The sequence below is a fragment of the Rhizobium bangladeshense genome, assembly GCF_017357245.1.
Taxonomy (GTDB): Bacteria; Pseudomonadota; Alphaproteobacteria; order Rhizobiales; family Rhizobiaceae; genus Rhizobium; species Rhizobium bangladeshense.
Genome location: NZ_CP071615.1, coordinates 251,047 through 263,944, shown reverse-complemented (window position 1 = coordinate 263,944; position 12,898 = coordinate 251,047). Strand labels below are relative to the sequence as shown.

At 59.4% G+C, this 12,898-nt stretch carries 12 protein-coding genes and 1 pseudogene; 8 read left to right on the top strand and 5 right to left on the bottom strand.

All coding sequences use genetic code 11. The features are described from left to right. Positions 1–2 precede the first annotated feature (2 nt). The 5 genes from J2J98_RS27190 to J2J98_RS27170 all read left to right on the top strand — a co-directional run bounded on the left by J2J98_RS27190 (position 3) and on the right by J2J98_RS27170 (position 4,264). The gene (locus J2J98_RS27190; protein WP_207603839.1) at positions 3–665 is read left to right on the top strand and encodes a conjugal transfer protein TrbF; all 663 of its coding nucleotides are present in this window, start codon (positions 3–5) and stop codon (positions 663–665) included. Between the two features lie 17 nt (positions 666–682). Continuing rightward, positions 683–1,495, top strand: a complete 813-nt coding sequence (gene trbG / locus J2J98_RS27185) for a P-type conjugative transfer protein TrbG (protein WP_207603838.1) — start codon at positions 683–685, stop codon at positions 1,493–1,495. A 3-nt stretch (positions 1,496–1,498) separates the two neighbouring features. Further along, complete coding sequence (gene trbH, locus J2J98_RS27180; protein WP_207603837.1) at positions 1,499–1,939, top strand: conjugal transfer protein TrbH; 441 nt, start codon at positions 1,499–1,501, stop codon at positions 1,937–1,939. Between the two features lie 11 nt (positions 1,940–1,950). Then, positions 1,951–3,249: an IncP-type conjugal transfer protein TrbI gene (gene trbI, locus J2J98_RS27175; protein WP_207603836.1), complete on the top strand. Its 1,299-nt coding sequence runs from the start codon at positions 1,951–1,953 to the stop codon at positions 3,247–3,249. 310 nt (positions 3,250–3,559) lie between these two features. Beyond that, positions 3,560–4,264: an autoinducer binding domain-containing protein gene (locus J2J98_RS27170; RefSeq protein ID WP_207603835.1), complete on the top strand. Its 705-nt coding sequence runs from the start codon at positions 3,560–3,562 to the stop codon at positions 4,262–4,264. Between the two features lie 3 nt (positions 4,265–4,267). Here J2J98_RS27170 and J2J98_RS27165 read toward each other — a convergent pair whose 3' ends face one another. After that, positions 4,268–4,591 (bottom strand): transcriptional repressor TraM, encoded by a 324-nt coding sequence (locus J2J98_RS27165; protein WP_207603834.1) that lies wholly within the window; start codon positions 4,589–4,591, stop codon positions 4,268–4,270. Positions 4,592–4,815: 224 nt separating this feature from the next. Here J2J98_RS27165 and J2J98_RS27160 point away from each other — a divergent pair, with 224 nt between their 5' ends. From J2J98_RS27160 to J2J98_RS27150, 3 genes and pseudogenes are all read left to right on the top strand, one after another. After that, positions 4,816–5,058: a helix-turn-helix domain-containing protein gene (locus J2J98_RS27160; RefSeq protein WP_087002841.1), complete on the top strand. Its 243-nt coding sequence runs from the start codon at positions 4,816–4,818 to the stop codon at positions 5,056–5,058. Positions 5,059–5,403: 345 nt separating this feature from the next. Then, a complete protein-coding gene (locus J2J98_RS27155) occupies positions 5,404–6,021 on the top strand; it encodes a type IV toxin-antitoxin system AbiEi family antitoxin domain-containing protein (RefSeq protein WP_127431473.1) in 618 nt (205 codons plus the stop codon). Beyond that, a pseudogene (locus J2J98_RS27150) lies at positions 6,014–6,882 on the top strand (nucleotidyl transferase AbiEii/AbiGii toxin family protein). The gene J2J98_RS27155 and the pseudogene J2J98_RS27150 overlap by 8 nt, the downstream one beginning before the upstream one ends. Before the next feature lie 225 nt (positions 6,883–7,107). Here J2J98_RS27150 and J2J98_RS27145 read toward each other — a convergent pair. Genes J2J98_RS27145 through traA form a run of 4 tightly spaced genes read right to left on the bottom strand, consistent with a single transcriptional unit; the run spans position 7,108 to position 12,772 of the window. Beyond that, entirely contained in the window at positions 7,108–7,716 is a 609-nt protein-coding gene (locus J2J98_RS27145; RefSeq protein WP_207603833.1) for a TraH family protein, read from the bottom strand. A 16-nt stretch (positions 7,717–7,732) separates the two neighbouring features. Next, positions 7,733–8,896, bottom strand: a complete 1,164-nt coding sequence (locus J2J98_RS27140) for a conjugal transfer protein TraB (RefSeq protein WP_207603832.1) — start codon at positions 8,894–8,896, stop codon at positions 7,733–7,735. Continuing rightward, positions 8,886–9,449, bottom strand: coding sequence for a conjugative transfer signal peptidase TraF (gene traF / locus J2J98_RS27135; protein ID WP_207603831.1), 564 nt, complete (start codon positions 9,447–9,449; stop codon positions 8,886–8,888). Before traF ends, J2J98_RS27140 begins: the two co-directional genes overlap by 11 nt. After that, the gene (gene traA / locus J2J98_RS27130; protein ID WP_207603830.1) at positions 9,446–12,772 is read right to left on the bottom strand and encodes a Ti-type conjugative transfer relaxase TraA; all 3,327 of its coding nucleotides are present in this window, start codon (positions 12,770–12,772) and stop codon (positions 9,446–9,448) included. The genes traF and traA overlap by 4 nt, the downstream gene beginning before the upstream one ends. Between the last annotated feature and the right edge of the window lie 126 nt (positions 12,773–12,898).

Genomic DNA, 12,898 nt, shown 5'->3' with positions numbered 1-12,898 from the left:
AAATGGCAGCGAACCGCGCCCCGGAAAACCCGTATCTTGCCGCCCGCCAGGAATGGAGCGAACGCTATGGCTCCTATGTGAAGGCCGCAGCCGCATGGCGCATTGTTGGTGTCCTCGGTCTGGTCATGGCCGTCATCGGCTTCAGCTACGCGATGTTTCTCAGCACCCAGGTCAGGCTCGTGCCTTACATCGTCGAGGTCGACAAGCTCGGAACTGCGGTCACGGCAGGTTTCCCCGAGCAGATCGAGTATGCCGACGTCCGCGTGGTGCGCTCCACACTCGGTAACTTCGTCACGAGCTTTCGCTCGATCACTCCAGATGCGGTGGTGCAGAAGCAATATATAGACCGGACCTACGCCCTTCTTCGCACGTCCGATCCGTCGACGGAGAAAGTCAACGCCTGGTTTCGAGGCAATTCTCCGTTCGAGAAGGCAAAGTCCTCGACGGTTGCCATCGAGGTCAACAACATCGTGGCGCTCTCGAACCAGACCTATCAGATCGACTGGACGGAATACGAGCGGGACCGAAAGGGCAAGGAAACCGGCACACGCCGTTTCCGCGGCATCGCAACGGTCGCGCTCACCGCGCCACAGGATGAGGCGACGATCCGCCTCAATCCGATCGGCCTCTACGTCCGGGATTTCGACTGGACGGCACAGCTTTAAGGGCAGGGATTCTTTCAATGAAAAAAACGGGATTGATCGCAGCCGCCGGCTGCATGGCCGGACTCTTGCTTGCCGCGGGCGCACAGGCGCAAAGCATGACGAGCAACGAGGTGAAGGGAACAAATCTTTCCAGAAAGTGGCGCGGCACGCCGGGACTGGTCACGACAGGACCGGACGGAAAGGTGATTTTCCTGTTCGGGGAAACGCAGCCGTCCGTGGTTTGCTCGCCCCTGCAGGTCTGCGATATCGAGCTTCAGGGCGGCGAGATCGTCCGCGACGTCCTCGTCGGCGACACGGTCAGATGGAAGGTGGAACCCGCGACCTCGGGGGCCACAGGCGGGCAGGCGATCCATCTCATCGTCAAACCGTCGGAACCAGGGCTTCTCACCTCGATGGTCGTGACGACATCACGTCGAACCTATCATATCCAGCTCAAATCCCATCCCAGCCAGTACATGGCGCGCATTGGCTTCGAGTATCCAGAAGACGTGTCCACCAAGCTCGCCGACATCAATGCCCGCCTCGAAACGGGCGGCATTCCGGGCGCCGCGCCGGACAAGCTGAACTTCTCCTATTCGGTCAGCGGCGGTGCTTCGTGGAAACCGAAGCGGGTCTATTCGGACGGAGTGAAGACCTACATTCAGTTCCCGAAGTCGATCTCCGGCCAAGATGCGCCTGTGCTCTTCGTCGTCTCCGGCGGTCAAAATCGTATCGTCAATTACCGGATGAAGAACGACATGATGACCGTCGACTATGCGATCGACAAGGCGATCCTCCTTTCCGGCGTCGGTTGGCGGCAGCAGAAGATCACCATCCGGCGGGGAGGCTGAACCATGCGGAAGCTTCTCGCATATTGCGTCGTGGTCGCGCTGCTCTCCGGTTGCCAAACGGCCGACGACGCGCTGACCACCAGCTCAACCCCTGTCGCAGTCACCGGACCGGCTGCGAGCGCCATCGCCGGCGACATGGCAAGCCGACTGGCCGAACAGATCGGCCCTGCCGGTGCTACGACCACGATCAAAATGGAGACGGACGCATCGGAGTTCGCATCCGCCCTCGAGGCGGCCCTGAAGGGGCGGGGTTATACGGTCGTCAGGGACGGCAAAGTCGCCAAAGACATCAAGCCGGTCGAGCTTGCCTATGCAATTGAGGGAATCGACGGGCAGCTGCTCGCGCGGGTTTCGACGCCTTCGATCGCTCTCGGACGTGCTTATACACCAACGGCGGCAGGCGCCACGCCGGCTAGTCCGCTTTCGATCATGCAGCGTAACTGACGGAGAGCAATATGGTCCAGTCGCTCCAACTTGGCGCGTCAGCCCAGGCCGACGATCAGAATGGCATGCGCCGGCTCAACCGCCTGCCGATCATCGTCGCCATCATCGTCATCGTGCTGTTCGTCGGCGTGGTCGTGATTGGTCTGTCACTGCGCGGGCTTTCCTTCAATCATGGCGACATCGAGGGTGCTTCCAACAGCCCTGCGACCAGTTTCGGCGATCAGCTTAAGCGGGGTGTCACCGACGGCATTATCGGTGACCCAGAAAAGCAGGAGGTGTTTCAACCGACGCCAGTCGTCGCGGAGAAAAAGGAAAAGCAGGAACCGGTCTTCGAGCGCCAACCAACAGATCGACAAGATCGCCGACAAAGGCTCGAATCCGAAGAGGAGTGGAAGGCACGCCTGAAGCGAGAGCAGGATGAACAATATATGCGCGAAGCCCAGCGGCAACGGATGGCGCGTCTCCAGGCCCGTTCCACGGCGCTCGATTCGCCGCTAAAGGTAGACATCTCCGATGTCGAGAAGGCTGCAATCTCCACCAATGACACCGTCCGCCAGCCGACAAATGCCGTGACGAGCAGCGCCTCAGACCTTTATGGCGCGGCCATGAAATCCGGCCTGATGGGACAGAACGTCGATCAGAACGGGCAGACGTCGAGGGAGGACTTCTTTAATCAGGACATCAAGGATCTCGGCTACCTGCCGAACCAGGTCGTGCCGCAGATGTCACCCAACGAATTGAAGCGCGGTTCAGTCATCCCGGCGACATTGATCACCGGCCTCAATTCCGACCTGCCGGGGCGCATTAGCGCTCAGATCAGCCAAAATGTCTACGACAGCGCAACCGGTTATCGCCTTCTCATCCCGCAAGGCGCAAAGCTCTTCGGTCGCTACGATTCCAAGGTGTCCTTCGGCCAGGAACGGGTACTCGTCGTCTGGACGGACCTCATTTTTCCGAACGGGTCTACCCTGCAGATCGGTGGTATGGCGGGCACTGACGCTGAAGGTTATGGCGGCTTCCAGGACAAGCTCGACCGACATCTCTGGAGAACATTCGGTTCTGCAGCCCTGGTGGCAATCATCGGGGCGGGTACCGATATGTCGATGCCTGAGAGTTCGACGCTCGCGACGCAGGACACGGCTTCGGATGCAGCAAGACGGAATTTTGCCGCGTCATTTGGCCGCGTAGCAGAAGAGACGATCTCGAAGAATCTGAACGTTCAGCCGACGATTCGCATCCGGCCGGGCTACAAGTTCAATGTGTTGGTCGATCAGGATGTTATTTTTCATTCTGTCTATAGCGGCCGCTAAACAGCTAACGGACGCTCAGATTTTCGCTTGTCGCTGAACGTCGCAAGTACATTCCGCGCGGGGCGCAGGTGTGACTAAAAATCTCTATAAAAATCATCGTCTTTAGATCAGAAAGAGTTGAATATCCGGCAGAGGTCAATAGACCTAAGCGATGCAACGAACGTGGATCTGCTTCGCGTAGAAGCAACTGCCGTATCGTCCAATGTCCCATGGGGTTCCGGCTAGCCGAACGGTGGCAACCGGTACCTCGCGGCGTCAGAACGGCGCGACGAGTGGGAGGCTTGCACCGTCGAAAAAAGGAGAAAAGTTAGTGGACGGTGACCTTCGCTCTCTCATCGATATGACAGAAGCCGCGCATGATGAACGTATGATCAAAAGTGCTTTGAAAACATTTGCGCACACATGCGGCTTCGACCGTTTTGCTTATCTGCAGACTGAGGGGTTGGAAATCCGCACATTCAACTCCTATCCGGAGGAATGGCAGGGTGTTTATCTCGAAGGCCATTACTCCCGCATCGACCCGGTCGTTACTGAAGCCAAGCGTCGCATGGAAATGTTTTCCTGGACGGCCGACGATTGGCCCGCTCGTGGAACCTCCGAACTCAGGCGTTTTCGGGACCAGGCGATCGAGTACGGAATTCGGAGTGGGGTGACGATCCCCGTCGAAGGAAGTTTCGGGTCGACGATGATGCTGACGTTTGCATCTTCGGCGCCGACGGCTGACGTTTCAAAACTGCGGGATGCGCAACAAGCGATCCGAGCGGTGCTGGTGATCCATTACTGCCTGAAGATTATCGCTGCGACGACCATTGTCGCTCCGAGACGGTTGCTTTCACCAAGAGAAGCAATGTGCCTCATGTGGGCGGCAAAGGGTAAAAGCGCTCCGGAAACCGCAATGCTAACGGGGATCAACCCGAGGACAGTGCAGCACTACCTTGATAAAGCGCGCGAAAAACTTGAGGCTGCGACCGTCCCACAGCTCGTCGCAATTGCTAAAGATCACGGGTTGGTTTGACCGTCATTCATGTTTATCGAGTGGAACCTCGGGGACGTAGCCTAATGCATCGATGATTTCCGAAAGTTCTTCTTGCTGGACTTCAGATTTCTTTTGGCGCGCGACATACTCCTCCTGCAGGCTCTTGAGCACGGCGGCGGAAATTGATGGGTCTGCGGTCGCGCGAGCCCATTCGTCATAGACAGCTTCGTCGGCGGCGATCAGGAGGCGGTGTTCGAGAATTGCCGAGACAGCCAACACCTCAAGCTTCGACTGTTGCATCGAGCTGAAGCGCGATTCTCTTTCCTTTTCTCGACCATTTGCATCGGATGAGCTCGCTTTGTTCACCCGCTTCTCCCAAACTTTCATTCTCTCACCAAGCGGCCCCGAAGGTTCGCCTACATCAAATGGGACACCGTTACATCCGAAATCTCTGAGTTGCAGACAATGTGCTGATGCTTATATCGACAACTAAACCCATTACCCGCCCGCATTGGCAGGCATTTACGGGAAGGAGCTTTACATACTTTAGTTGATAAACTCCGAGTGTGTAAACGGCGATCTTTCGGCGCATGGACATGCGCAAACTGGTCGGCTCGAATTTTGCCCGCCTGCGTCGGGAGAAAGGCCTGACACAGGAAGAGGTCGAGGCGCGTTCTGGTTTCAGCCAGCAATATCTTAGTAGCCTGGAGCGAGGTCGTCGCAACCCAACTGTGATTACGATTTATGAACTGGCTCAAGCCTTAGATGTCAGCCACGTCGAATTAGTGCGACCGATTGGTGAGACCCAAGTGAGTACGCAAACAGGCGCATAATCTGGGATCTCAGCAGCTTCAATCCGGCCCGCGACAACGAGAAATCGTCGAAGCAAGCCAATGGAATTGAGATTGTACTCCTCTCGAGTCCGAACAATCGCTGCGATGAAATTGCAAGGCGCTGCCGCAGACGAGATCGTCGAGGGTTATCCGGCTCTCACTGCGCGCATGGTGGACCTCGCCGCAAGCTACATCTTTACTCCAGGCGACCACTAGAATTGTCAACTTTGTCCATCGAGGCAATTAGTCGTGGTGAAGAATTCATAATGCGAGGGCTTTCTCGGCCCCAGGGATTGTGATACAAATCCTAGGATAATAGATCCTATTCTCCTAGCTTTTATATCAATGCCCAGTTCAGTCACGCAACGCCAAATTGCTCGGACCGTGCTAACCGAGCGCGGAATAGCACGTTTCGTCGAACTGCGGAACGCAGGAGTGACGGCTGCCACCATGAGCCGAATGGAACGAGATGGTGAAGTGCTGCGGCTTGCCCGCGGTCTCTATCAACTTCCTGATGCGCAGCTCGACGCCAGCCACAGCCTGGCGGAGGTTGCCAAACGCGCGCCCAAAGCCGTTATCTGCCTCGTTTCGGCATTGGCATTTCACAGCCTGACAGATCAGCTCCCCGGACAAATCTGGCTTGCCATAGGCCGTAAGGACTGGCCGCCGAAGCTGGAAGCCCCCGCTGTGCGCATCGTGCGCTTCACAGACAGCCTTCTCAACGACAGCGTCGAAACCCATATCATTGAAGGCGTTCCTGTGAGGGTCTTTGGAATCGCCAAGACAATTGCCGATTGCTTTCGATATCGCAACAAGATCGGCCTTTCGGTAGCGATAGAAGGGCTGCAGGAGGCGCTGCGGCAACGAAGGGCTACTCCTGGCGAAATCGCCAACCAGGCCGAACGCGGTGGCGTTGGCTCTGTGATCCGGCCGTATCTCGAGGCGCTGACCGCCAATGGCTAAAGAAATCAGAAACGTCGGCGCCTCGGTGCGCGCCCGCCTGTTGCAACTCGCCAAGGCAAGCGGGCAAAGCTTCGATCTCGTCCTGACGCGTTTCGCCCTTGAACGGTTATTGTTCCGGCTTAGCCAGTCGCCCCACGCCGATCGCTTCGTTCTAAAAGGGGCGATGTTGATGATGAGTTGGTTCGACAATCCGCACCGAGGCACGCGCGACCTGGATCTTTTGGGTTTCGGTGATCCGAGTCCGGACCCGATGCTTGAGACATTTCGGGAAATTCTGGCGCAAGAGGCCGACGATGGCGTTACGTTCGACGCTGATACGCTGCATGTGGATCGTATTCGCGAGGCACTGGATTATGGTGGGCTCAGGCTGCGGGTGATCGCTTCGATCAGCGGAGCCCGGATCAACCTGACCATCGACATCGGTTTTGGCGATGCGCTTGAGCCTGGGGTGGAGGTTTTGGATTATCCTTCCATGCTCGATTTTCCGATGCCGCGGCTTCGGGCCTATGCGCGAGAAACGGTCATTGCCGAGAAGTTCCAGGCAATGGTGATGCTGGGGCGAGTAAACAGCCGCATGAAGGATTTCTACGACATCTGGATCCTCAGCAGGTCTTTCGACTTCAGCGATGATCGGCTGGCGCGCGCAATAGCCGCTACCTTTGATCGCCGCGAGACACCGATCCCCATTGACCTGCCGGACGCCCTAACGGAGCCTTTGCCAAGGACCAGCAAAAGCAGCGACAATGGCGTGCTTTCATTGAAGGCGTTGCACACAATCCTGGCGATCTGATCGACGTCATCGCGCAGATTGCCACATTCCTGATGCCGCACGCGGTTGCGGCTGCGAGGCTGGACGAATGAGCGGTTTGGTCGCAACCACGCGAGTTCATGGCTCAGCGAGCAGAAATCAGATCCTGTCGGGTTTTTGTCGGGCAACTTCATAGCTGGAACCCGTCAGCACGCGGTTTTACTGGCTCGCCGCCATTACAACCGCGGACGAGGCATCTGGAAGCGCATTAAATTCATGCTTTGGAGTCGCCTAAACTTTGGCTTGGCCGGAACATGCCTCGCCAATGCGAGGTGAACTCAACGCTGTTGTTGACCACCAATGCGGGAAAGATCGATCCGTATGCCCGCATGCCTAACATCCTGCATCGTCTCTGGTTGTAAGTCTTTCGGCGTCGCTTCCTCGCCATCCACTTCCTTATCGCTTTGCTGCGGCGCTTCGATGGGTATGCCAGGATCCTCCGCCTGAAACACGCCGACACCCCCGAACTGGCCGGTCTTCCATGCGTAGACCGCGTCCTCGAAGATTTGCGGGAAGACGTCTTTGCTCGTGGGGTTGCCATACCATTTTGCAACGATCCTCAATACCTTGGCGAACATCGCAGTGCCTTTCCGGAGGTTCTGGCAAGGATCGACGAGATCGGGCTTCAGATCCGCCGGTTCCTTGACTCCCACGCCAGCGGGGAACTGGGTGAGCCCTACGCGGACGACCGCCTGACCAGCATATTGGCGCACGATCGCAATCGCCTCCTCGGCCGATGCCGCTTTCGGAACGAGGATCAATCGGTCGCCTGATTTGACGGTGACGACGAAGGGATCAGCCGAGCCCGCCGCCATCACGAACTGTTCGACGATCGTCGGCTTGAGTGAAGGGTCTGCGCATTCTTTTATCAGGGCTGCGTCGATCATGGTGTCTCCTGAGCACTCAGGTGTTGAAGGCAATAACAATCGGTTTTGCGAAGAGCTTTGACCACGCTGTGGTGGCAGTTCGCTGGATAGCTACGATTGATGTCCCTTCGGTCCACCACCCGTTTCCGACAGCAACAATGAGGTCCGGATCGTGCAGCATCGACTGAAGCACCGGCCAAACAATCAGTTGCTCGTAGCAGATCAGCGGTGCCGCTCGGCTGGCGCCGATGGAGACGACCGGGTTCGCGAAGAAATCCGCCCGAGCACCACCACTCTCCCCAAACCAGGATCGCCACGGCTGCCACATCGAACCGGGAACCGGCATACGTTCGCGATAGAGGATGCGGCCGCCCCTCCCGTCGACCGCGACCAGAACATTGTCGTAGCCCCCAGCATCGACCATCGCCGCACCGGCGATCACCGTCCCATCATCATCCCTGAAGGCGCTCGTCCAAAGCCGCGCCACGGTCGGTGTCCAGAAACCGAGCGCAGTTTCCGGCAGCACCACAAAACGGGCCCCATCGCTGGCCGCGCCACGCACCGTTGCGATCATGGCACGCTGGCGTTGAAGCCCGGGCTCCCGACCGAGCGAAGCCCCCATATCAAGATCGACGCCGCGCCAGCCTTCCGGTAGTTTCGGGTCGGTCCAGATTGCGGCGGACCACAGCCAAGGGCCTGCGAAGGCGATGGCGACAGCTGGCCAAATGCGGGTTACGAGACCCGCAAGGCCGGCTGTCATGAAGCCAAGTCCCCACCATCCCCATCCCGGAAACAGAACACCCGCGGCGGTGACAGGATGCGCCCAGCCCGTGATGCCGAACGGCGGGATGGCCATGACGGCTGCCGCAAGGAGGTAGCGAAACGGACGCGCGCGTCCGTTCATCGTCCAGAGGAGCGTATGCACGGCAACGAAACTCATAGACGCACCCAGCCAGAGCAGGAGGCCCGGCCAGATATCCGACGAATAAAAGGCGGCAACGCCTTGTGGCAGACCCCGGGACGCGGCCAGGAAGTATCCGCTGGAGACAAGTGCCGCGACCGATCTCGTTTGCGAGATCGACCAAAGAACCGGAAACCCGAGCGCGACGGGTAGGAGCCACACATGGCCGCTCCAGCCCACCACGCCGATCGCGATCGAAGCGAATATCAGCAGCGCTGGCTGAAGGTAATCACGGCACATAGGTGAACACCTCCTGCGCCAGCCCGAGAATGCCGGAGATCGGCACCGGGCCAAAATATCGGGAGTCATAGGAGCCGGGGAATGCGGAATGCAGGAAGACATATCCTGGCGGTATGATGCCGCTCGGAAACGGCGTCAACGGCCGGCCTTTTCCATCACGTAGTGCGAGACTGGATGAGGAAACCACCCGCCCATCCACTCTCACGTTGACGCCGATTTCGACACGCTGTCCTACAACGGCGATCACTGTCTTGATCAACGGTGCGACGTCGCCCGGGCAGGAACCAGAACGGAAATAGCCTCGTGCCCTGGCTGCCCGCATCGCCGCCGTTTCCAGCGGGCAGATGAACAGGAGGTCGTCGACTGCCACCGGTCGATGAAGCGGGATAATGCGCCATAGGCCCAGTGGCTCGCTCGGCGTCAGATTGATGCGGTAGCCGCCGGCGACGGCAGTCACCACCAGCAGAATGATGGCCGCGGCCGCTATCGACAGAACCGCAGTGGCACGTCGTTGTTGCGTGGTCATCGACCGGGTGGTTGCTGCCCGGGTCATTTCAGCGAGAGCCCTTGGCTCTTGGTTTGCCGCAGCGTCTCGGCCTGCTTGAGCGCTTCGGTCGTGCGTTCATGAGCGCCAAGCTGCTGGACCGTCCGCATAGATTTCCACGCGGACTGGACCTCAGCCTTCTGGACGACCGTCATTCCTGCTGTGACGGTCTCGAAAGTCTTGCCATCAGTGTCTTTGGCAGCCAAAGGCAGGAAGGTCCGTTCCCCGAAACGCTCCGACACAGCCTTGGCAAAACCTTCGAGTTCTGCCTTCACCATTTTGTCGGCGAGCGCGTATTCGAGGCCAGCCGGAAGATCGTTGCGATCGATCGCCTCGCGCACGCGTTCGAGCGTTTGCTTGGCGGCTGGAGAGAGCGCCGGGATGTCGACCGAAACCTTGAGCCGGACCGCGCGCTCCTCCGTCTCATGTTTGAATTCGGCCTCGGCCCGCTCACGAAGGTAGCGTTCAAGATTTCGGGCGAGCGCCGGTACATTGGCGAGCGCTTTTTCCCGGTCCTGCTTGTCACCACGGCTCGCGAGAAGACCGGTCTTGCCCTTGAGCGCGCCAAAGCTCTCTGGCTCGCCGGCAATCCTTGCCAGGGTGGACTGCGCGACCGACTGGTCCTTCAACATGGTATCGACATTGATCGCCTTGAAGGCAGCTTCCGGCTTCGCGTAGATGAGCTGGAGGCGGGTCGAGACGTCCTCCCATTGTTTCTTGAGGCCGGGATCGGCGGCGAGCTTATCTTCGACAGCCTGGTCGAGCGATTTCGGGAAGGTGGTGATGCCTGATACCATGGGCTTGGCCTCCTTGATTGTGTCCGGGATGGAGTGTTTGTTGCTGCCGCGGACCAGCCCGAGTGCCGCGCCGATGGCGGCAAGTCGGGCGCCGAGGTCGGCGAGTTTCTTTTTCTGCCGGACGGCCCATTGGAGCCGATCGTGTGCGATCGTGCGGGCGACGTTCATGAGGTGCAGGCCGCGGGCCTCGGCAAAGCGCAACGCCTGGCGATAGAGTGCGCTCTTCTCGTAGTCGAGGCTGGTTTCCTTGGCGTTCCGGCGCGACAGGATCGGGATGAGGCCGCCGGATTTCGCGAAGGAACGACTGCCGTAGTAGATCGCGAGATCCTCACGATGGCGCGTCATGGCCACATAGGTCAGGTGCCGGTCCAACGAGAGGGAAGCAAGTACCTTCACCCGGTCGACGGTCGCGCCCTGGCTCTTGTGGATCGTCGTCGCATAGCCGTGATCGAGATTGTTGTAGAAGCGCTGCTCGATCGTGACCTGGCGACGATGTTCCCTTTCGCCGATCTCAGCGACGATCCGGCCGGGTGCGGCCTCAACCACCTTTGCGAGCATGCCGTTCTTGACGCCAAGACTGCCCTCGTTCTTGAGGAACACGATCTGGTCGCCGGCCGCGAACATGCGGGTTCCGTCCTCTGTCTTGAACGCAAATCCGTCTGCGACGACGCCACGCTCGACCAGCTTGGCGCGGGCGATATCGTTGAGCATTCGGGCGTCGCGGCGAAGGTGTGCGAGGATCAGGCTGGTCTTCGAAGGGTCGTAGTCGCGGTCCCACGCTGCGATCAGGCTTTCGACCGCCTCGTCCTTCAGTCTCAAACCAATCATTCGACCATGGGCGGTGTAGGCATCGACAGCCTTGCGGACATTGCCACGCGCGAGATCGAGCGAGGCGTCGCGCATCCATTGCTGACGCTGACGATAGATCGTCTCGAGTTCGGCATAGCCGATGCGATCGGCAATGGCGCGAAAGGCCGCACCCGCTTCGATCGGTTGAAGCTGTTCCGGATCGCCGACAAGGACGAGTTTGGCGCCGGCCTTGGTGACTGCTTCGACCAACAGCGCCATCTGCCGTGACGAAACCATGCCGGCCTCGTCGAGTACGAAGACGGTCTTATCATCGAGCTGGTTGCGACCCTGGTTCCAGCGAAGCTCCCAGGACGACAGCGTGCGGGAAACGATGCCCGCTTCCTTCTCCAAACCTTCGGCGGCTTTGCCAGCCAAAGCTCCGCCGACCACACGATAACCGGCCGTTTCCCACGCCTCGCGCGCAGCCTTCATCATCGTCGTCTTGCCGGCCCCGGCGCGGCCGATGACAGCGGCAATCCGCGTGGTCCCGGCGACATGCTCGATCGCCGTTCGCTGCTCATCCGACAGACGAGAATGGCGCGTAAAAGTCGCCTGCAGCACCACCTCACGGACGCCATGGGAGGCGCGACCGGAGAGCCAGATCGCGCGATTGGCCATCTCGGCCTCAAGCCGGATCATCTCGCGCGTCGTGTATTTCGCGGGTGTCCGAATACCTGTCGCAAAGTTGATCCGCTCGCGTTCGAGCCGGAGTGCTTCCGGACTTTGCAGAATGCGGACCATCAGACTTTGGAACAGAAGGACATCGTCGATATAGCGATACAACACCTTCGCAACATCGCGTTCGTCGAAGACGCTCTTCTCCCGCGTGATCAGGTCGAGCACGATCTCCGGACGGCGCTGGATGCGGCGGGCGTTCTCCCTGCGGCGCTCCTCCTGAAGCTCGACGCGTTCGAGTTTGGGAGTCGAGGTCTCCGACTTGTGGTCGGATTGCTCGGCCTTGCGCTCGATGGCTTTGGCGCCGACGCCGAGGTGAATGGTTGGCTCGAGGTCGATACCCTGCTTTTCGAAGGAACGGCCATCGATGCGGATATCGAGGCCGGCAAGCGCCAGATGTTTGTTCTGGCAGGCAAACCAGCCGTCGCGAAACGCATTGAAATCCTCAGTGCTACCGGCCCACAGCTGATAGACGATTTTGCCGGCATCATTGCGGATCGGCTTGCCGTCCGGGGCGAGAACCGCGACCTTCTTTGAGCCGAACCCGTCCTCGGTGAGCGGCCGCAATGTCGTCATCAGATGCACATGCGGATTGCCTGGGGCGTCGTGATAGACCCAGTCGGCGACCATGCCCTTCGCGGTGATGTGGCACGCCACAAAGTCGCGCACGAGCGCGATGTTCTGCTCGGCCGTCAGTTCGAGCGGAAGGCCTATGGTGACGTCCTTGGCGAGCTGCGCGTCGGATCGCTTCTCGAAGCCCTCCACTTTGTTCCAGAAGGCCTCGGATGCGCCGGCGACCGAGCGATCGGCAATCATGCTGCGCACCCATTCCGGCGCGTCGGTAGGGATCACGAACTCCTCATGCAGGAGCCCCTGCTTTCGCGTGTAGTCGATCGTCCGGGCTTCCCGCTCAAACTCCATCTTAGCGCAGTGCCGGTAGGCGGCCGAGAGCACGGCGCTGCGGCCTGAGCCACGGGCGACGACGCTGACGGAGAAGTGAGGGACGGCCACGGCGAAGTTCTCTCCCGGTTACGAACGAAATCAATGAGTTCGTCGGGAGCGGCGGCCCCGCCAGGCACTCTCAGCAACACGTCGCGCCAGCGACGTATAATTGCGCCCTTGGAAGCCGCTCCTTCG

Bases quoted from the DNA above. Each gene is read 5' to 3' on its own strand.
- J2J98_RS27140 (WP_207603832.1), bottom strand. From the start codon at position 8,896: ATGTGCCGTGATTACCTTCAGCCAGCGCTGCTGATATTCGCTTCGATC.
- trbG (WP_207603838.1), top strand. From the start codon at position 683: ATGAAAAAAACGGGATTGATCGCAGCCGCCGGCTGCATGGCCGGACTC.
- traF (WP_207603831.1), bottom strand. From the start codon at position 9,449: ATGACCCGGGCAGCAACCACCCGGTCGATGACCACGCAACAACGACGT.
- J2J98_RS27155 (WP_127431473.1), top strand. From the start codon at position 5,404: ATGCCCAGTTCAGTCACGCAACGCCAAATTGCTCGGACCGTGCTAACC.
- J2J98_RS27160 (WP_087002841.1), top strand. From the start codon at position 4,816: ATGGACATGCGCAAACTGGTCGGCTCGAATTTTGCCCGCCTGCGTCGG.
- J2J98_RS27145 (WP_207603833.1), bottom strand. From the start codon at position 7,716: ATGATCGACGCAGCCCTGATAAAAGAATGCGCAGACCCTTCACTCAAG.
- trbH (WP_207603837.1), top strand. From the start codon at position 1,499: ATGCGGAAGCTTCTCGCATATTGCGTCGTGGTCGCGCTGCTCTCCGGT.
- J2J98_RS27190 (WP_207603839.1), top strand. From the start codon at position 3: ATGGCAGCGAACCGCGCCCCGGAAAACCCGTATCTTGCCGCCCGCCAG.
- trbI (WP_207603836.1), top strand. From the start codon at position 1,951: ATGGTCCAGTCGCTCCAACTTGGCGCGTCAGCCCAGGCCGACGATCAG.